Source organism: Pontibacter sp. YIM B11418 (genome assembly GCF_059278805.1).
The window spans coordinates 50,069-69,436 of sequence record NZ_JCAEMH010000005.1; the positions used below are offsets into that span (position 1 = coordinate 50,069).

Consider the following 19,368-nt stretch of genomic DNA (forward strand, 5'->3'; position numbering starts at 1 on the left):
ATAGGAGCCAGTTTTAGCGTAATTCTATCCGACAGTTACACAGGTATAACGTATACCACTCATTCAGCTTATCAAAAAACGTGACATTATGGGCATCAAGAAAATAGTCGATAAAGTAAAAGAAGAAGTAAAGGTCCTGAAGGGCGAGGAATCGAAGGACAAGCAGTACCGGAACGAACAGGATTACCCGGATGTAGCCAGTGCGCGGGCGGCTTTTGAAGAGTCGAAGAGAAAGCTGTTCAACGTAAATTTGTGGTCAAAGCTGGAAGGCATCAATTCTACCTTCGAGCTTTACGATAACAGTGGGCAGAAAACGATGGCGGATATACCGCAGATCGGGTACTTCGTGAAGATCACGCTACCTGCCTCCAATGTAGAGAACTGGGTGAATGTTTCCAGTATCCGTCAGGAGGACAACCTGGCGGAGTTCACGGTGCATCCCAGCGAAAAGCCCAATCCGCCGGCTGAGGAAGAGGCAGTTACCAAGCACTTTTTCACCAAAGAGGCCAGCAGTACTTTTCGGGTGGAGCTGCAGGGTACCAGACTGATTGCCTCCGAAATTGGCAGGAATGAATACATCAACAACCAGGGAGAGTCCGGTGATCGCTCCGTGCTGAACACCCTGATCGCAGAAGGCGGTTGGGCCGGGTTCCAGGGGCTGCAGTGGGACAAACTAACCAGCTACCTGGCGCATCAGCAAGAAGCGAAAGCCGGATAAAAAAACCGTATACCTTCTCTGAAACAGCAAATCCTGGGGTATGAAAATCCTGAGCCTGCTGCTCTTCCTGTCTTTGCTGACAACGCTGACCTTATACCTGCGGTGGGCAGAGCGAAGGAAATCACGCAAAAAATAGTTCTCAGCGCCTAACCTATACCTCAGCAAGAGGTATAGGTTAGGCGCTATACCTACATTTCCCTTATATTTGGTGAGTAAACCAAACTGATCTGAATGAAACGCTTTCTCTTTCTGGCCCTTTCCTGTGGTCTTTTGCTGCAAGGGAGTGCCTCCGCCCAAAAGCTGGCGCTTGACAAACCGGTTGAAAAATCGCTTAAAAAAGTAAAGCCAAACGATATTAAAGCTCACATCCAATACCTGGCTGATGATCGTCTGCTGGGTCGCAAGCCCGGCACCGAAGGCTACCAGATGGCGGTGGACTATGTGGTGGAGCATTACCAAAAAGCAGGTATAGAACCCGGCGGTGAAAATGGCACCTATTTGCAACTCGTACGCCTGCGCCAGTCATTTCCGGGCAAAGAGGCCAGCATGAGCCTAGCCGACTCGATGGGCTCAGAAATACAATTGACCTACAACAAGGACTTCTCGGTATACCCACATGCTGAAGAGCCTAAGGTGAGCATAGAAGCTCCGCTGGTATTCGCCGGCTACGGCATCAGCGCGCCTGACCTGGGCTACGACGACTATGCAGGTATAGATGTGAACGGCAAGATCGTGGTGGTGATGCGCGGTGCTCCTGCCAGCTTTCCTTCTACCGTTTCGGCCTACAGCCGCGACATGATGACAGTGCTCAAGATCGCTGCCGAAAAAGGTGCCGTAGGCGTAATTGTGGCTACAGATAACCCGAAGGCGGGCGTTGCCAACCTGGCGCGCGGTACGTATAGCGTCATGGATCCGAACGGGAAAGTAGCTGTGTCGCGTAACTATGTGTCTGACAAGATCGGCGTTTTGGCCAACATCAACGCCGCTACTTTTGAACAGCTTCTAAAAGGAACAGGTATAGAAATGGCCAAACTCGGCGAGCAACTGAAGCAAGGCAAGCCTGCTTCTACTCCACTCACCCATACCCTGCGCACTAGCTATACCTCCAACTACAACGACTTTGATAGCCACAACGTGATCGGCAAAATAACCGGGTCTGATTCACAGTTGAAAGACGAATATGTGGTACACAGCGCCCACCTCGACCACGTAGGCATAGGCCGCCCCGTAAACGGTGACTCCATCTACAACGGTGCCCACGACAACGCCTCCGGTGTGGCCAGCGTGCTCGAGATCGGAAAGATCTACTCCAGACTGAAAGAAAAACCGAAGCGTTCCGTACTGCTCGTGATGGTAACTGCCGAGGAAATGGGCTTGCTGGGTTCCGCTTACTTCGCCCGCTACCCAACAGTTCCTGTAGAGCAGATCGTAGCTAACATAAACACCGATATGCCGACCATCATCGCGCCGCTTTTGTCGGTGGTGGGACTGGGCGCGAATCACTCTACGCTGGAAAATGAAGTGGCCAATGCCGCGCGACATCTGGGTATGACGGTGGAGGAAGACCCGGAGCCGGAGCAAATGCGCTTTATCCGAAGCGACCAGTACAGCTTTGTGATGCAGGGTATACCTGCCTTGCACATCAAGTATGGCAACAAGACCAAAGACGGATTGAACAACCTCAACAAGCAGGTGGAGCAGTGGCGCAAGGTGCACTACCACCTGCCACAGGACGAAGTCACCAGCACCTTCGATTTTGATGCCGGCAAAAGGTATGTGCAGCTCAATTTCCTGATTAGCTACCAGGTAGCGAATGCAACTGAACGGCCAAGCTGGAAGCAAGGCGATTTCTTCGGGAGTCGCTTCGGCAGACAAGCCAACTAAACAAGGCCATACCTAAGCAAAAAGCGCTGTCCCTGTGAAGGGACAGCGCTTTTTGTTTGTGCACTTATTATAATTTCCTTTATCAGGAAAATCATTCGCATTAATACATCTGCTCGTAGTACTGGTGCGCCATGCGGTCTGAGTCAAAGAAAGGCATTACATCGCGCATGCTCTGCTTCACGACATTCATCCACTTACCCCGGTCGTTGTAGTACGTCGGAATCACCTCATTCTCCAGTATGCGCATCAGGTTCTTGTGGTCAATCTCATCCTGCATCGAATCAGGCAAACTGGTATCTACTACCGGCAGCACAAAGCTGTTCTCGCCGTGTCGGGCAAACTCAGGCAACCACCCATCCAACACCGAAAGGTTTACGGCCCCGTTCATGGCGGCAGTCATGCCACTGGTTCCTGAGGCTTCGCGCGGACGGCGCGGCGTGTTCAGCCAAATATCAGCTCCCTGCTTCAGTTTACGGGACAAGCTAATTTCATACCCAGTCAGCACAGCGAAGTTTTTTTGTTGGTAAGAGAGATTGACCAGGCTGTTGAACACACTCACAGCGCCCTCGTCGAATGGGTAAGGTTTACCGGCCCAAATCACTTGAACGGGCTGTGACTTATTTGAAATCATCTCAAAAAAGCGCTCGATATCATGCACCAGCAAGTCAGCCCTCTTGTAGGCGGCAAAGCGACGGGCCCATACCACCGTGAGCACATCCTTCCGGAAAAGTTTGCCGGTCTGGTCAGCCACAATTTCAAACAAGTCCTGTTTCATGTCAGTCTTTCGTTGCACCAAGGCCTGGGTATCGTCGCGCTCCAGCGCCTGCCTCATGGTGTTATCCATCCAGAAGCGGGCGTTCTGTGCATTGGTGATAGCCTTGATCTCGCACACATTTTCATTCTCGTACCACATGTCGCGCGCCACCTGGCCATGCAGTTGCGATACGCCATTGGCAATTCGAGCAATCCGTAAGGCAGCCAGGGTATAGTCAAAGAAATTGCCGTGCATCCCTGTCATGCGGCGTGCCTCCTCCAGGGAGGTATTGTTAAAAAAAGACATCTTGTTGAGCAGGTGAATGTCGTGTACCTCGTTGCCGGCTTTTTCGGGTGTGTGGGTCGTAAACACGATGCGTTTTCGCATATCCTCTGCGTTGCCGAATTTCTCGTGCAGATAAAAGGCCAGCGGTAGGGCATGCCCTTCGTTCATATGGTATAAGTCAGCGCCGCCTAGTTCCTCTACTACCTTGGCTCCGGCTATACCCAGCACAATGCTCTGGGCAATGCGGGTCGATGGCTCTTTGTCATACAAATGGAAAGTGATGGTACGGGCCAAGTGATCATTCTCCTCAATGTTGGTGGTCAGGAAATACATCGGCACTGTGCCAAACACTTCGGGACGCAGCACCAGGGCTTTCACTTTTACGGGGTGGCCGTTCACGTTCACCGTCACCATAATGCCGGAGTCTTCCAGGTAGGCATAGTACTTTTTCTGAAACTGCACCCGCATGGTCTGGTCGTCGTTGCGGGTCTGGTCGTAGTAGCCGTATTTCCAGAGTATACCAATGCCGATCATGTTCTGGCGCAGGTCGTGCGCACTGCGCATATGCGAACCAGCCAGGAAACCCAACCCCCCGGAATAGGTCTTAAGTGCCTGGTGAATACCGAACTCCATGCTGAAGTAGGCCACGCGCTTCTGATACTTCTCGTTGATCTCGTAAGGATGATACCACTTGTTGTATACTGTCATAATTAAATGCTACTTGTTTATTTTTCTACAGAGATTTGCTGTGGCACTTGCCCCTGGCTCTGCTATGTACTAAAATGAAAGCAGCGAACAGCATAATACATCAAAATTTGAAAATATTACCTATTCTACTGCTTGTATGCCGTTTTCGAGCGATTGCCGCTGTGATGCAGCATCATCAAAAGAGTCGCAACCGACCTTATGCCCGAAAAAGCTTAAGTACAATATACTTATAACACGGCCAAAGTGATACAGTTTATTTCTCAGGAGCAAAATCTACCCCACAAAAAAGGCCCTCCCAATCAGGAGAGCCTTTTTTGTGGCTGCGTTATACATGTTTATTTTACCAACAGCATTTTCTTAAACCACGCTGTTCAATATTCCGGGCAGATCAGTTCCGTTATATAGCTGACAGTGAAATTTCTTTGGTAAACTTTACTCTTCTCCGTTTATTCGAACAACATGCCCATCTTGCCCATCTGATAATCGCGCATGGCCTGCATCACCTCGGTTTGGGTGTTCATCACAAAAGGCCCGTGCATGGCCAGTGGCTCGTCCAGCGGTTTTCCGGAAAGCAATAGCAGACGTGTGTCCTGGCGGGCAGTTATAGTGCAGGTTTCGCCATCTCGGTTCAGGAGCGCCAGGTGCAGGCCGTCAATCAGGCCAAAGCCTTCCAATGTTACCTGACCGTCCAGCAGGTATAGCATGGCGTTGTGATAGGCAGGTATAGGTATATAGCAACGCCCACCGGACTGTAAGGTAAGACGCAGCACCATCACAGGGCTCGGCGTCCTGACGGGTCCTCTTGTGCCGTTGTATTCTCCTGCCACCACCGCAATCTGCACGCGTTCTTCGTCTTCAGAGATCGTAGGAGTATCTTCGGCTTGCAGGGCGAAATAAGCAGGCTGCTCCATCTTAAGCCTGCTCGAGATATTCACCCAAAGCTGCACAATTTCCTGCACTCCCCCCTGCTCCTGCATTTCGCGCGGAGGGCGTTCGCTGTGCACAATGCCCCGTCCGGCATTCATCCACTGCGTGCCACCGGCCCACACCACACTGTCGTTGCTACGCGAGTCGCGGTGGTGCACGCCTCCCTGGTACACAAACGTGACTGGCGAAAAACCACGGTGTGGATGCGGATCAACCCCAAGCTTATAGGGGTAATCCGACTGTTGGATAGTGGTGGTAAGATGGTGCAACAGCAGAAAAGGATCTTGCTGCTCTACCTGACGGGTGGGCAGTGGCTGCCGTAGCGGCAGGTCGCCCATGTCTGCTTCTTCAGCGAAAAGTAGTCGTGCGACGGTTCGATTCTGTTGCATAGCGCTCTGGGGCAATGGTTTCATTTCAGAATACGAAGATACCAAAGCCAGGGGACTTTGCCATACCCAGAAGTTAGCTGCGAAGCGCCATGCCTTCCGACAAAAGCGCCAGGATAAGCAGTGCTTAGGCTACATCAGAAATTTTTTCTATCTCAGGAAATCAGCCTGCGTTGCAAGGCGTATTTGATAAGCGCCGCCGTATTACGGGCTTTGGTTTTGTCGAGCAGGTTTTGCCGGTGGGTTTCGACAGTGCGCTTGCTTGTAAACAACTTATCGGCGATCTCGGCATTAGTAAAGCCCTCTCCGATCAGGGAAAGAACCTCCAGTTCACGCTTAGAGAGCTCGCGGTGCTCCTCCTCATTTCCGTTTGATGCGGGCCGCTCGATTGGCAGCTGCTTTATTTTACGAAGCAGTTCCAGCGTCACTTCCGGACTAATGTAGCGGCAACCCTGCGCAATTAGTTGAAGGGCACAGTGCAATTCGTCTTTACCCGCATTTTTCAGAATGTAGCCTGAAGCGCCGAGCTCCATCATCTGGTTCACGTATTTTTCGTGGCTTAGCATCGAGAGCACCACCACTTTCAGATCTGGGTACCGGTCAAAGATTTGGGTTGCCGTATCAAAACCGTCCATTCCTGGCATACTGAGGTCCATCAGCACAATATCAGCTTCTACTTCAGGCAATAGATCGAGCAATTCGCTACCACTGGCAGCTTCACCAACCACACGCACAGCACCATGGTCTTTCAACAGTGCTTTCAAGCCATCGCGTACTATTTTGTGGTCATCCGTGATTATAAGGTTTATCATTTTTCAAGTTTGAATCATAGGTCACAAGTAACCTCTTCGTCCAGCAGTTTTATGGTCAAGAAAAGTAGAAAAAGCCGGGCATGCTATGAAGAAGATCGAATAGAAGGCAGCCGGCCTAAAGGTTATTCAACCAGACTACCCTTTTGCCAACAATTTTCATCATAAATAACTGAATGTACAATTGCGCCTGCCCTACATGACACTTAAAACAGATGCAATAGCAAAAATTCAGTATTTACTACGGAATCGTATACGTATTTACTACGATTATATTCGGAATTAAACATCAAGTGGTCACAGACTGGTAAGAATAGCATTGAAAGGAAGATTTTTCTTATACCTTTGAAAGCATGCGCACCTTAAGCGAGACAGCCTGAGTTGCATTTTTGCGTATGAAAGGCAATAACACAAACTAATCGCTTTATAGCGGGATATGAACGGCCCAAAAAGCCGGCGATTGATCAAGAGAAGAAAACAACGATAGATGAAAACTTTTAGCGTGACGACAGATACGATTGGCAAAGGGGCATTGCTTCGATTCAAGGGAGAGCTTGACGCCAGTTCGTCTGTATACGCCGACAATGCATTGGAAGAGGCAATTGCTGCCTCGTCGGGCTTTGTGCTGATCGAATGCAGTGAGCTGACTTATATTTCTTCAGCCGGACTTGGTGTGCTGCTGGCTGCCTTTCAGGCCTGCAACCTAAAGGAGATGGATCTGGTGATGGTGAACATGCCACCTAAAATCCGGAACGTGTTTGAGATCCTGGGCCTCGACCGCCTGATCAAGTCGGCAGAAACTGTAGAAGACGCCAGGCAGATGATTGCCAAATAAAAAAGGGACCGCTGCATGCGATCCCTTTTTACTTTTTATTTGAAGAGTATTATCTGTCCCAGTCACTGCCGTAGCCTTGTTCAGGCTGGCCCCGGCGCAGCTGCTCCCTGCGGGAATAATCATAGTCAGAGCTACTGTAGCCAACTGTGCTACCCCTGGAGCTGCTACTGTCCTGTGTTCCCGGCCCCGAGCTGCCGCCCACGTTGCGCTGCGAGCCACTGCCCGCTCTGTAGCCTGCGGTGCCAGTGTCGCCGTAAGGTCCACCGCTCCAGGGTCCTGCCCCGCTTCCAAAATAGCCGCCCCCCATTGAACCCGAGCCACCACTTCCGTAGTCAGAGCCACGCGGAAAGCCCATAGAGCTTCTGCCGTAGCCTGCTGATGAATCCCCGTAGCCAGACGAGCTACCGTAGCCGCGCTGTGTGCTGCCATAGTCTGCCTGCCCGGAAGCGCCATACTCACCCCCGCTGGAGCCAGCTCCGTAAGGGGAACCGCTTCGTCCATACCCGCTCCCCTGCGAGGATGCAAAACCATAGTCCTGTGACTGCCCGCGCTGCTGCGAAGAGCTTCCGTAATCAGACATACGGCCACTGTAACCGCTGCTGGTCCAGCCCTGCCCGGATCGGGAAGTTTCCCCGTAATTGCTGCCTTCAGAATGCTGCGGACTATACCTGCCCAGCTGGGATTGCCCGTAACCCCTGTACTGCTCATGGCTTCCGGAATCCCGCAAACCGTAAGCAGAAGAGCGGTAGCCTCCGCGATCACTTTCTCCTGAGTAAGGGTAATGCGCACTGCGGCTGTGACCCTGGTCGTCATCATCGCGCCTTATACGCTCCCACGCACTGCTGATTTTATCGCCTACCCGGTCAAAAAAACCCTGGTTCTCCTGGTGAGACGGGTAACCTTCCCCACCATAGTCATCCTGATAATCTCTTGCCATAGCGTTGTATTAAATAGTATTATATGATTTATTAAATATTGATTTATACAAAACATGCACTTATTAAACGATCTAAGGAGGCAGGGGTTTTTAAATTGGCAGGCTTAGGGTAGTCGTTTTACTAAAAGGCGTACAAATACGGAAGGCGAGCCTGTACTAACCACCTTTTATTTTGGCGAACTACTCATTCCTGACTGAACTACTCATTTTAAAGTATATCAGGCTCTATTTGCTGCATTAACGTTCTCCCAATCGCCGCCTTATCCGTACAAATCTTAAGCATAGCCCTAGCGGCCTGCGACCTGTTTTTTACAGGCTCTAACCTGAAGCTTGAAAGCAATGAAAATACTTGAAATGAGGATCATGCGTGGACCAAACTACTGGTCCATCAAGCATCCTAAAATTATTGTCCTGAAGCTTGACCTGGAAAGCCTGCAGGATGTTCTCACCAATGAAGTGCCTCAATTCCCGGAGCGGCTGGAAAAGCTTTTCCCGGGTATGTATGAGCATCGCTCTACCAAAGGAACACCCGGTGGCTTTTTCAAGCTCGTGCGCGAAGGCACTACGTTTAGCAAGGTAGTGCAGCACATTGCACTCGAGCTACAGACGCTGGCCGGCATGGACAGTGGTTACGGAAGGCGCTATGCCGGTCCCGCACCCGGCGTGGACTATGTGCTTTTTTCCTATCAGCAGGAACGTGCCGGTGAGTATGCAGCCCATGCCGCAGTGCGCATTGCCGAACTGATGGCCAAGGGCAAAAAGCCCAGTATCCTGCAGGACATCGTTAAACTGCACCAGATCAGGGAAGACGAGTACTTTGGTCCGACCACAGAGGCGATTGTGTCGGAAGCCGTGAGCAGAGGTATACCGTATATCAACAACCATCGCAGCGGGCTTATCCAGCTGGGGTACGGCGTCCACCAAAAGCACATACAGGCGGCCATGACTTCCCGAACCTCCTTTTTTGCGGTAGAGAACGCCGGCAACAAAAACGCTACCAAGCTGATACTGGAGGAGGCAGGTATACCTGTGCCGCACGGCAGCATTGTGATCGATGCCGATGAAATGGAGACCGCTATAGATGAACTGGGTTACCCTGTGGTCATAAAACCGCTGGACGGAAACCAGGGAAAGGGCGCTACCATCAACATCCATACCTGGAAAGAAGCTATGCGTGCCCTGATTGAGGCACAGCGTTACTCCAAAAAAGTGATGGTAGAGCAGTTCATCACCGGCGACGATTACCGCCTGCTGGTCATCAATGGCAAATTCACTGCAGCCGCCAGACGTACGCCCGCCATGGTCACCGGCGACGGCATCTCGACGATACAACAGTTGGTGAAGGAAGTGAACAAGGACCCCAGAAGAGGTATAGGACATGAAAAGGCGCTCACGCATATCAAAGTCGACAAGCATACCCGCAATCTGATCAAGGACAAAGGCCTGACGCTGCAATCAGTGTTGCCAGCCGGCGAAGTGCTATACCTGAAAAGCACGGCTAACCTGAGCACCGGCGGTACGGCCACTGACGTGACGGATATTGTACACCCTTACAATGTGCTCATGGCCGAGCGCATTGCCGGCATCATCGGGCTCGACGTGTGTGGCATAGATGTGATGACGACCGATATCGCCATCCCGCTGCCCGAGACAAGAGGTTCTGTAATCGAGGTGAATGCCGCTCCCGGCCTGCGCATGCACATCTCTCCGACCGAAGGTTTGCCCCGCAACGTGGCCGAGCCGATCATCAACATGCTTTTCCCGCACGGCAGTCCAACCCGTATACCTATTGTGGCCATTACGGGCACCAACGGTAAGACCACCACCACCCGCCTGGTAGCGCATATGCTCAAGTTTAAAGGCTTCCAGGTTGGGTATACTACTACCGACGGCATTTACATACAAGACAAGAAGATCATCAAAGGGGATACAACCGGCTCGTACAGCAGTGAGTTTGTGCTCAAGGACCCCACCGTGAACTACGCAGTGCTGGAATGCGCGCGGGGCGGTATGCTGCGCACCGGCCTGGCCTTCCGGCAGTGCGACATCGGCATCGTCACCAACGTGTCGGCCGACCACCTGGGGCTGGGCGACATCAACACGGTAGAGGATATGGCCGAGGTGAAGGCTGTGGTGCCGCGCACCGTATGCCCCGATGGTTATGCTGTGCTTAATGCGGATGATGACCTGGTGTACGAAATGGCGACCGGCCTTTCCTGCAAAGTAGCTTTCTTCAGCCTGAATGAGGACAACCCGCGCATCTTGCAGCATATCAGCAAAGGCGGACTGGCCGCGGTGCTCGAGAACGGTTATATTTCCATCTTCAAGAACACTTATAAGATACGGGTAGACCGCGTTGCCGACATCCCGCTGACCTTTGGGGGCCGGGCCCGCTTTAACATCCAGAACGTGCTGGCGGCTGCGCTGACAGGGTATATCAACCACTTCGAGATAGCTGAGCTCAGAACAGCCCTGCGCACGTTTATACCTTCAGCGGAGACCACGCCTGGTCGCATGAACCTCTTCCAGCTGCCCCGTTACGAAGTGCTCATCGACTATGCCCACAACATTGCGAGCATGGAGGCCATCGCTGACTTTATCGACAATGTGCACGCCTCCTACAAGATTGGCATCATAGCGGGTGTGGGAGATCGTCTGGAAGAGGACACCATCGAGATCGGACGGATTGCAGCCGAAACCTTTGATGAGATCATCATCCGGCAGGACAAGGACTTGCGGGGTAGAACCGGAGATGAGATCAACGGCTTGCTTAAGCAGGGCATCATGTCGGTGAAGCCTGATATGAAACTGACGGAGATTAACCAGGAAAGCCGTGCCCTGGCCCATGCCATGGAATATGCCCCGGAGGGCTCCTTCATCGCCCTGTTCTCGGAAGACATTCCGGATTCTGTAAAAATGGTGGAGAGTTTCCGCATCATTCAGCACCGGCATATTTCCTCGCTCGAGCAGGATTCATTCTAAATCATTTTCTCCCCTTCAGCGGCTGCATCTAGAACCAGATGGCAGCCGCTGAAGCATTTTAGTACAAACAAATAAAACCAGAAAAGAGCGCCTCACATTACCAGAGATCCAATTAAAATGAACAACTATGAAAAAATTTGCGATTGCAATTCATGGCGGGGCGGAAACAGTGAAGCCCAGCGAGCTTGACAAGGAAAAGGAAGAAGCATACAGAGAAGGTTTGGCAGACGCTCTGAAAGAAGGGTACAACGTGCTGGAAAAAGGCGGCAGCGCCCTGGATGCTGTGGAAGCGGCAGTCAACAGCATGGAGCAGAACCCGGCGTTCAATGCCGCACGGGGCGCAAGCCTGACACAACGGGGAGAGACGGAGTTTGACGCCGCTATTATGGACGGCAATACCCTTCGGGTCGGGGCTGTGGGCGGTGTGCGCTATGTGCAGCACCCGATCAGTCTGGCTAAGGTGATTCTTCAGAAATGCAAGCACTGCCTATTGGTAGGTACCGGCGCCGAGGAATTTGCCCTCGCCAACAACCTGCCACTTAAAGGGCCGGAGTACTTCGTGACGCCTGAGAAAAGAGAGGCCTGGCTTGACAAGCAACAGGAAAAGGCCGAGAAGAAAAGAATGCCCGGCTCCATGTCTGATACAGTAGGCGCCGTTGCTCTGGACATCAACGGCAACCTGGCAGCCGCTACTTCCACTGGTGGTCTGACTGACCAGATGAAAGGCCGCGTCGGGGATACACCGATCATCGGCGGAGGCACTTTTGCCAACAACGAAGTATGCGCCGTAAGCTGCACGGGTGAAGGCGAGGCGATCATGCGTGGTGTGCTCGCGCACGAGGTATATGCCATGATGAAGTATGCCGACAACTCGTTGCAGTCAGCAACTGACAAAGCCATCGAGTTGCATGCCGATAAACTGGAGGGTGACCGGGGAATTCTGGCAATGGATAGTACCGGTAAAGCAGCATTTGGGTTTAACACCGGCTTTATGAAGCGAGGTTACTGGGCCGCTGATGAAGAGCCCTTTGTGGCCTTGTGGGAGACAGAAAGGCTCAGGAAGCCTGTTAAGCTAAAAGAGATGGAAAAATAGTCTGGAACGACGGGCTATACCTTCTAGGCATTGGCTGGATACCAGGGTGTACGGCCAATGCTTTTTAGTTTCGGGACAGGTATAGCTGACATGCATTGGTATAGTTTATTAGATTAAGTATAGCAGCTTTGAGTAGGTATAAAATATTTAGGTGTAACTGATTCTGACTGGTATTGCTGATTCGGATTTATCAATCCGAATCTTAATGCGGGGCTACAGACTCACGTGAACCACTCAGTGGCACATGGGGATGTGGACATCACAAACAGTTGGCTTCGGAACATGAACGTCCCGAAAAGCATAGCCCGCTAGCGCGAGTTTATAGCTCCTGCCCCCTCCACGCAGTTACCATTGACATAAGATGAGCAGTACGAGCTATAAGCTCGCACCAGCAGTTCGCTTTCTCAAACCTGAAAGCTCTTTCCTTAGTTTAGGCTAATTCCATACTCTCTTTAAATTCTTCAAATTTATTTATCCTCATGTCTTGACTTTACGTAAACCTGTATTAACTTTGAAACTCAAAGTACTTTAACATGAACCAGCAGCAAGACCAGTTAGAAGCCCTGCACGAGATCCGCAACATTATGGATCGTTCCTCCCGCTTTATCTCCCTAAGTGGGTTGTCGGGCGTATTTGCAGGTTTGTCGGCACTTGCCGGTGCTGCATTGGTGAAGTGGTATTTTACACAGCACAACATCAATTATTACAACGATCTGGCCAGTAATTTCAGTCGTGAGAACGTTCTTTTTGTGCTGGGGGTAGGGGTTGGGGTATTGGCACTGGCTTTTAGCACAGCCACCTACTTTACGGCGCGCAATGCCCGCAAGAAGAACCAGCGCACCTGGGACAACCAATCGAAGCGACTGCTCCTGAACCTGGCTATACCTCTGGCCACTGGTGGTTTGTTCTGCGCCATACTGCTGTACCATAATTTGCTATACCTGGTAGCACCGGCCATGCTGGTCTTTTACGGCCTGGCCCTGCTCAATGGCAGCAAGTATACCTTAGGCGATATCCGTTATCTGGGCATCATTGAAATTATTCTTGGCCTGTTAGCCAGTGTGTTTGTCGGCTATGGATTGATGCTCTGGACCGTGGGTTTTGGTATGTTGCACATAGTGTATGGCGCGCTGGTGTACTTTAAATACGAACGCTAGCAGACCTGTGAAAGAGTATCTGGAAAATATAAACAAAGCCTTCGAAAGCAAGGCACGGCTGGGCATTATGTCGGTGCTGCTGGTAGACGACAGGGTGGACTTCAATACCCTGAAAGAAACCCTGCAACTGACCGATGGCAACCTGGCCAGTCACCTGCGGGCGCTGGAAGAAGCCAAGTACCTGCAAGTAGAAAAACAGTTTGTTGGCCGTAAACCCAACACCACTTATCAGGCCACGGATGCCGGTCGGGAAGCTTTTAAAAGCCACCTGGATGCCTTGGAGCAACTGATTTTGAATAACAGACAGAGCGATTAATTTTTTTTGTCTCTTCACTTTGAACCTCAAAGTACTTTATTAACGAACAAAAACACGTATAAACTATAACACAGCAGTAACATGGTACAGCAAAACGAATATCAAAACCAACCTGTGCAGCCTGCCGCGGCTGGCAGACGCGCCCTGACAGGCGCCGCCTTCGGATTAGCCCTGATCGCACTTTTTCTGGCGGGTGTTCAGTCGCCTGACCCGGCCTGGGGTAAACTTTGGATGCTGCGGCCACTGCTTATCGTTCCAATGGCCGGTGCACTTGGCGGTTTCATTAACTACATGCTGCTCCATTATCACCGCAGTCTCGGCCTACACAAGGGCATCGCGGTGGTGTTAAGTGTACTGATTTATGTAGTTGGTCTGTGGCTTGGCTCTGTGCTGGGTTTGGCCGGAACGCTGTGGCACTAGACCATTTCATTGCATCTATTCCGATAAAAAACCTTACAGGTATAACCCCATGAAAGAGCAAATACTATCGCATCTTAATAACCCCGAACAGTTGGAGAAGCTGTACCGGTCCAATAAGGCAGGCTTTAAACAGGAGTTCAGTGGCATTTACCCGCAGGTACAGGACACTGCGCTGGCTGGCTTCTGGTACGAACGACTGAACTACGAAGCAGAAGATGTTTTCTGGCGCTTCAACCGGGAATTTTTGTTTGTTGTGATCGCTGCGCTAGTAGCAGGTATGCTCGTTAAGTTGCCGGTCATTTTCCCGATCAGCGAGGACTTTTACTACCCGCGCAACCTCAGCTTTTTTGTGCTGCCGCCCCTGATGGCCTACTTCGCCTGGCGGAACAACCTGCCGGTAAACCGAATCGCTTTTATCAGTGGCATTACGGCCGTGTGCCTCGTTTACATCAACCTACTACCCGACAACCAAAGCGATACCCTAGTGCTGGCCTGCATTCATTTGCCGCTGTTACTTTGGGTGCTGCTGGGAGTATCGTATGCGGGAGATGAACTCCATCTGGCAGACAAGCGCCTCAGCTACCTGCGCTTCAACGGCGACCTGGCTGTGATGTCGGCGCTGTTGGTGATAGCCGGAGGCATGATGACAGGTATAACGATTGGCTTATTTGCGCTGATCGGGCTTCGGATCGAGGAATTTTACTTTGAATACATTGTGGCCTTTGGTTTGCCGGCAGTTCCCATCATCGCTGCCTACCTGACACAGAACAATCCGCAGCTGGTCAATAAAGTGTCACCGGTTATTGCCAAGATCTTCAGTCCGCTGGTGCTGGTGATGCTGATCATCTACCTGGGGGCCATCATTTACTCCGGCAAAGATCCTTACAACGACCGCGAATTCCTGCTGCTGTTTAATGTGCTCCTGATCGGGGTAATGGCGCTGATTTTCTTTTCGGTGGCCGAGAGCTCTAACAAGTCGGGAAATGCTTCGGGTGTGTGGGTTTTGCTCATGCTATCGGTGGTGACAGTGGTCGTGAATGGCATTGCACTGTCGGCTATTTCGTTCCGCATTTCGGAGTGGGGTATCACACCAAACAGAGTGGCTGTGATGGGCGGCAATGTGCTCATGCTGGTACACCTGCTCATCGTCACGGTCATGCTCTACAAATCCGCCACCCGAAAGGCGGCCATCACTGAAGTAGGGCGGTCCATTGTGCTCTACATTCCGGTCTACTTCGTCTGGACCGTTGTGGTCGTATTCCTCTTTCCCCTGATTTTCGGGTTCGAATAATAAGTAGTAAAATCTCACTTCATCATAAAACTAAAAACACATCATGGAAAAAACATTGCAAATCGGGAGTGTGGTCAGCTGGCTGTTTGGCTTCCTCTTCTTGGCGATCGGGTTCATCAATACTTTTTGGGGCAACGACGCCGGCTATGGCCTGTTCGTTATCCTGCTGTCGTTCGCTTTCTTCCCTCCCATGACCGCTATTCTGCGGGAGGCAACAGGCTTCTCTATTCCATGGGCAGCTAAAGTCATCCTGGGAATCTTTATCATCTGGTCGGCACTGGGTGTGGCTGAATTGTTTGATAAGATCGACCTGATGCTGATGGACTTTTAACATTTCAAAATTCAGAAAAACAAAGTATTTTCATCATAAACAAAACAGATATGGTAACGCAAAACAAAAGACTTTTGGGGATAGTGCTCACAGTAGTTGGCCTGCTGCTTATCCCCCTCATCGCTATGCAGTTCACAAACGAGGTAGACTGGGACCTGCTTGACTTTGTAGTCATGGGTATATTGCTGCTCGGCACGGGACTTATGGCGGAACTGGTGATTCGCAAAGTCAAAAACACTGAATCCCGGCTCGTCATCATTGGCATCATTCTGCTGGTCTTATTCCTTGTCTGGGCAGAGCTGGCTGTCGGCATTTTCGGAACCCCGTTTGCAGGTAGTTAAACAGCAGCATCATGAAAACTCATACCTTAACTTTTCCCCTACTCGGCTGGTTTTTCGGCTTGGTAGTCGCAGCCGTTGGTGTCCTGAACCTTGTGCTGGTACACCCTGTGCCCGGGCTCGTATACCTGCTGCTCTCGCTCGTCTATCTCCCTCCGACCAATGCATACCTGAAGCGGCATCTGAACTTCTCTATACCTGTGGTGGTTAAAATTATGCTGGCCATTGTCTTGTTTATGTTCACACTAGGCGTGAGCGACCTCGGCGATATGCTGGATAAAGCGCTTATGTAATAACATCTGGCGTATTAGAAATGGGGCGGTTTATGGCAGATGCTGTGAGCCGCCCCATTTTATAACAGAAATTGCTATGGATGCTTGACACATGGCCGTATCTTTACGGTAGAAAATTGATTGATCAAAAGACAATTTTAAATGGACAGAATAACAACCGATATATGCATTGTGGGCGCAGGACCTGTGGGACTGTTCGCAGTGTTTGAGGCAGGCCTACTCAAAATGCGCTGCCACGTAGTAGATGCCCTGCCGGTGGTAGGTGGCCAGTTGGCCGAGATCTACCCTAAAAAACCGATCTACGATATACCTGGCTTCCCGTCGATACTGGCCGGTGAGCTGGTTGACAATCTGATGAAACAGATTGAGCCCTTCCACCCTACCTTTACGCTGGGTGAGCGCGTGGAGGAACTCGACAAGCAGGAGGACGGCTCGTTCATTGTGCGCACTTCCGAAGGCACCGAGATTGCCTGTAAGGTAGTGGCCATAGCCGGCGGACTAGGTTCTTTTGAGCCCCGCAAACCAGCCATCGAAAGCCTCGAAAGCTTTGAAGGAAAGGGCGTGACGTACATGGTGCGCGACCCGGAGCTTTTCCGCAGTAAGAAAGTAGTCCTGGCTGGCGGCGGCGACTCTGCCCTGGACTGGGCCATCTACCTGGCTGGTGTGGCTGAAGAGCTTACACTCGTACACCGTGGATCTACCTTCAGGGGAGCGCCGGAATCGGCTGAGAAAGTGCTGACCCTGGCTGAGGAAGGACAAATTAAATTGCTGCTGAAGTCGAACGTGACGCAGGTGCAGGGCAATGGCAAACTGGACGGTGTAACTGTGCTCATCGATAACCAGACCGAGTATCAGATCGAGACCGACTACTTCATTCCGCTTTTCGGACTGGTGCCAAAATTGGGGCCGCTTGAGAACTGGGGACTGGACCTGGAAAAGGGCGCCATTGTGGTAAACACCGTAGACTACTCCACCAACATACCGGGCGTATACGCCATCGGTGACATCAACACCTATCCGGGCAAACTCAAGCTGATCTTGTGCGGTTTTCATGAGTCGGCTTTGATGGCGCAGAGCGCTTACAACATTATATACCCTGATAAGAAGTTTGTGCTGAAGTATACCACCGTAAACGGCATACAGGAGCTAAGCTAATGGAGGATCTGATCAACATTCACGTAGAGTTGCCTGATGGTAGCCGCGTGACGCTGGAAGCTCCGACGGACATGGGACTTTCGGTGATGGAAGTGATGAAGGCCAACGAACTGAACGTGCCTGCCATTTGCGGCGGTATGGCCATCTGCGCTACCTGCCATGTAGAGGTGCTCGAAAGCGGGGAACTGCCTGAGCCCGGCGATGACGAGGCTTATATGCTTGAAACGCTGCCCCACGCCACGGCAACCAGCCGCCTCTCCTGCCAGCTGCGCGTCAACCCAGAACTCGATGGCCTGGTAGTGCGCCTGATGCCGGAAGCCTAATTGCTATACCTTAAGCGCTATACCTTATACCTGAAAAACCGGAAAGCCATACCTGTAAAGGGTATGGCTTTTTGTTTGGCTATACCTTGGCACTAGCATTTACGAAGCCGCCGCATAAGCTACTGCCCTACAAACGAGCATCAAACACTCAAAGCAGAAGTATTGCCACAGCGCAGTGCTGATATTGAAAAGGACTCAAACAGCAAGTCAAAACCGTTGTATGGGTTGGGGACGGGATCCATGACGGTACATCATTGACACCAGCCGATGTAAGTAATGCAATGGAGGTTGCCCAGAAGACGATAATTTCGTCATACCTTTCTAAGACAGGTTTTTTGCTTAACCCGATAAGCCGATCAAATAATGCTGGTAATAGCGCCTCTGATACTCGCCTTCAAGGAAAAAGTTTGCAATAGAATTGCACTCTCCCCTGGGCTAAATTTGTGACATCAATTTAAAAGGAAATAGTATGGGACACGACCACGGACATAGCCATTCGCATAGCGCCAATAAAAAGACCTTAACCATTAGCCTGGTCATTATCTCGGCTTATATGGTAATAGAGGTTATTGGCGGATTGCTTACCAACAGCCTTGCTCTGTTAGCAGATGCCGGACATATGCTAAGTGATGCGGTATCATTGTTCATCGCGCTGATGGCTTTTAAATTCAGTAGCAGGGTAGCTGACTATAGCAAAACCTATGGTTATAAACGATTCGAAATCTTAGCTGCCGTTATTAACGGAGCGACACTGATACTGATTTCAGGGTATATCATTTATGAAGCTATCGAAAGGTTTCAAAACCCAACGAAAATTGCGTCGGCTGGTATGCTCATCATTGCATTCATAGGCTTGATGGTAAATGCGCTTGTCGCCTGGATTATGATGCGCGGCAGCGATGTGAAAGACAATTTGAATATGCGGGGAGCTTACCTGCACGTCATCAGTGATATGCTTGGGTCGGTTGGTGCCATCGTAGCAGCTCTGGTTATTATGTTTTTTGGTTGGGCATGGGCAGACCCTTTGGCAAGTGTCATTGTTTCCTTATTGGTATTGCGAAGTGGTTATCTGGTTACCAAATCCTCAGTTCATATACTAATGGAGGGCACTCCGGAAAATGTTGAGATCGAAAAAGTAACAGAAAAAATCCTGAAAACTGAAGGCATCAACGGCATTCACGACCTGCATATCTGGACGATCACAAGCGGACTGAATGCACTAACCTGCCACGCTATTGTAGATGAAAAAATGTCTATTGGAGAAAGTGAAACGATGCTTCGGAAAATAGAGCACGATCTGGAGCATTTAAATATTCAGCATGTGACGATACAATTGGAAACAGCTGATCATCTGCACGATAATTCAGTATTATGCGTTGCAAAAGCAGAGCCAGCCGCACACCACCACCATCACTAAGAAACTCGA

General features: G+C 50.8%; 19 protein-coding genes. 15 read left to right on the plus strand and 4 right to left on the minus strand.

Annotated features, from left to right (window positions below; all coding sequences use genetic code 11):
* The first annotated feature begins 88 nt into the window (after positions 1–88).
* Both AC4QZR_RS13030 and AC4QZR_RS13035 read left to right on the plus strand, forming a co-directional pair.
* Positions 89–718 carry a hypothetical protein gene (locus AC4QZR_RS13030; RefSeq protein ID WP_494481307.1) on the plus strand — a complete coding sequence of 210 codons (630 nt, stop codon included), beginning with the start codon at positions 89–91 and terminating at the stop codon, positions 716–718.
* A 231-nt stretch (positions 719–949) separates the two neighbouring features.
* Positions 950–2,602 carry a M28 family metallopeptidase gene (locus AC4QZR_RS13035; protein ID WP_494481308.1) on the plus strand — a complete coding sequence of 551 codons (1,653 nt, stop codon included), beginning with the start codon at positions 950–952 and terminating at the stop codon, positions 2,600–2,602.
* 100 nt (positions 2,603–2,702) lie between these two features.
* On the opposite strand, the gene glgP is transcribed toward AC4QZR_RS13035, so the two are convergent.
* The 3 genes from glgP to AC4QZR_RS13050 form a co-directional block, all read right to left on the minus strand.
* The gene (gene glgP / locus AC4QZR_RS13040; protein ID WP_494481309.1) at positions 2,703–4,349 is read right to left on the minus strand and encodes an alpha-glucan family phosphorylase; all 1,647 of its coding nucleotides are present in this window, start codon (positions 4,347–4,349) and stop codon (positions 2,703–2,705) included.
* A 446-nt stretch (positions 4,350–4,795) separates the two neighbouring features.
* Positions 4,796–5,665, minus strand: coding sequence for a pirin family protein (locus AC4QZR_RS13045; RefSeq protein WP_494481310.1), 870 nt, complete (start codon positions 5,663–5,665; stop codon positions 4,796–4,798).
* Positions 5,666–5,817: 152 nt separating this feature from the next.
* Positions 5,818–6,474 carry a response regulator gene (locus AC4QZR_RS13050; RefSeq protein ID WP_253406291.1) on the minus strand — a complete coding sequence of 219 codons (657 nt, stop codon included), beginning with the start codon at positions 6,472–6,474 and terminating at the stop codon, positions 5,818–5,820.
* A gap of 484 nt (positions 6,475–6,958) precedes the next feature.
* On the opposite strand from AC4QZR_RS13050, the gene AC4QZR_RS13055 reads away from it, so the two are divergent.
* Positions 6,959–7,306, plus strand: a complete 348-nt coding sequence (locus AC4QZR_RS13055; protein WP_253406290.1) for an STAS domain-containing protein — start codon at positions 6,959–6,961, stop codon at positions 7,304–7,306.
* A gap of 49 nt (positions 7,307–7,355) precedes the next feature.
* Here AC4QZR_RS13055 and AC4QZR_RS13060 read toward each other — a convergent pair whose 3' ends face one another.
* Positions 7,356–8,243, minus strand: coding sequence for a hypothetical protein (locus tag AC4QZR_RS13060; protein ID WP_494481311.1), 888 nt, complete (start codon positions 8,241–8,243; stop codon positions 7,356–7,358).
* A gap of 339 nt (positions 8,244–8,582) precedes the next feature.
* Here AC4QZR_RS13060 and cphA point away from each other — a divergent pair, with 339 nt between their 5' ends.
* The 12 genes from cphA to AC4QZR_RS13120 all read left to right on the plus strand — a co-directional run bounded on the left by cphA (position 8,583) and on the right by AC4QZR_RS13120 (position 19,359).
* Positions 8,583–11,225, plus strand: a complete 2,643-nt coding sequence (cphA, locus tag AC4QZR_RS13065; RefSeq protein ID WP_494481312.1) for a cyanophycin synthetase — start codon at positions 8,583–8,585, stop codon at positions 11,223–11,225.
* 127 nt (positions 11,226–11,352) lie between these two features.
* Entirely contained in the window at positions 11,353–12,318 is a 966-nt protein-coding gene (locus tag AC4QZR_RS13070) for an isoaspartyl peptidase/L-asparaginase family protein (RefSeq protein ID WP_494481313.1), read from the plus strand.
* Between the two features lie 533 nt (positions 12,319–12,851).
* On the plus strand, positions 12,852–13,475 hold the full coding sequence (locus tag AC4QZR_RS13075; RefSeq protein ID WP_494481314.1) for a hypothetical protein: 624 nt from the start codon (positions 12,852–12,854) through the stop codon (positions 13,473–13,475).
* Between the two features lie 7 nt (positions 13,476–13,482).
* The gene (locus AC4QZR_RS13080) at positions 13,483–13,791 is read left to right on the plus strand and encodes a winged helix-turn-helix domain-containing protein (RefSeq protein ID WP_116544321.1); all 309 of its coding nucleotides are present in this window, start codon (positions 13,483–13,485) and stop codon (positions 13,789–13,791) included.
* A gap of 81 nt (positions 13,792–13,872) precedes the next feature.
* Positions 13,873–14,211, plus strand: a complete 339-nt coding sequence (locus AC4QZR_RS13085; protein ID WP_494481315.1) for a potassium transporter KefB — start codon at positions 13,873–13,875, stop codon at positions 14,209–14,211.
* Positions 14,212–14,260: 49 nt separating this feature from the next.
* Entirely contained in the window at positions 14,261–15,502 is a 1,242-nt protein-coding gene (locus AC4QZR_RS13090; RefSeq protein WP_494481316.1) for a hypothetical protein, read from the plus strand.
* A 43-nt stretch (positions 15,503–15,545) separates the two neighbouring features.
* Positions 15,546–15,833 carry a hypothetical protein gene (locus AC4QZR_RS13095; RefSeq protein ID WP_253406283.1) on the plus strand — a complete coding sequence of 96 codons (288 nt, stop codon included), beginning with the start codon at positions 15,546–15,548 and terminating at the stop codon, positions 15,831–15,833.
* Positions 15,834–15,883: 50 nt separating this feature from the next.
* Positions 15,884–16,174 carry a hypothetical protein gene (locus tag AC4QZR_RS13100; RefSeq protein ID WP_494481317.1) on the plus strand — a complete coding sequence of 97 codons (291 nt, stop codon included), beginning with the start codon at positions 15,884–15,886 and terminating at the stop codon, positions 16,172–16,174.
* 11 nt (positions 16,175–16,185) lie between these two features.
* Positions 16,186–16,464 carry a hypothetical protein gene (locus AC4QZR_RS13105; protein ID WP_494481318.1) on the plus strand — a complete coding sequence of 93 codons (279 nt, stop codon included), beginning with the start codon at positions 16,186–16,188 and terminating at the stop codon, positions 16,462–16,464.
* Positions 16,465–16,605: 141 nt separating this feature from the next.
* Positions 16,606–17,619, plus strand: coding sequence for an NAD(P)/FAD-dependent oxidoreductase (locus AC4QZR_RS13110; RefSeq protein ID WP_494481319.1), 1,014 nt, complete (start codon positions 16,606–16,608; stop codon positions 17,617–17,619).
* Positions 17,619–17,942, plus strand: a complete 324-nt coding sequence (locus AC4QZR_RS13115; protein ID WP_494481320.1) for a 2Fe-2S iron-sulfur cluster-binding protein — start codon at positions 17,619–17,621, stop codon at positions 17,940–17,942. Before AC4QZR_RS13110 ends, AC4QZR_RS13115 begins: the two co-directional genes overlap by 1 nt.
* 469 nt (positions 17,943–18,411) lie before the next feature.
* The gene (locus tag AC4QZR_RS13120; RefSeq protein ID WP_494481321.1) at positions 18,412–19,359 is read left to right on the plus strand and encodes a cation diffusion facilitator family transporter; all 948 of its coding nucleotides are present in this window, start codon (positions 18,412–18,414) and stop codon (positions 19,357–19,359) included.
* The last annotated feature ends 9 nt before the right edge of the window (positions 19,360–19,368 follow it).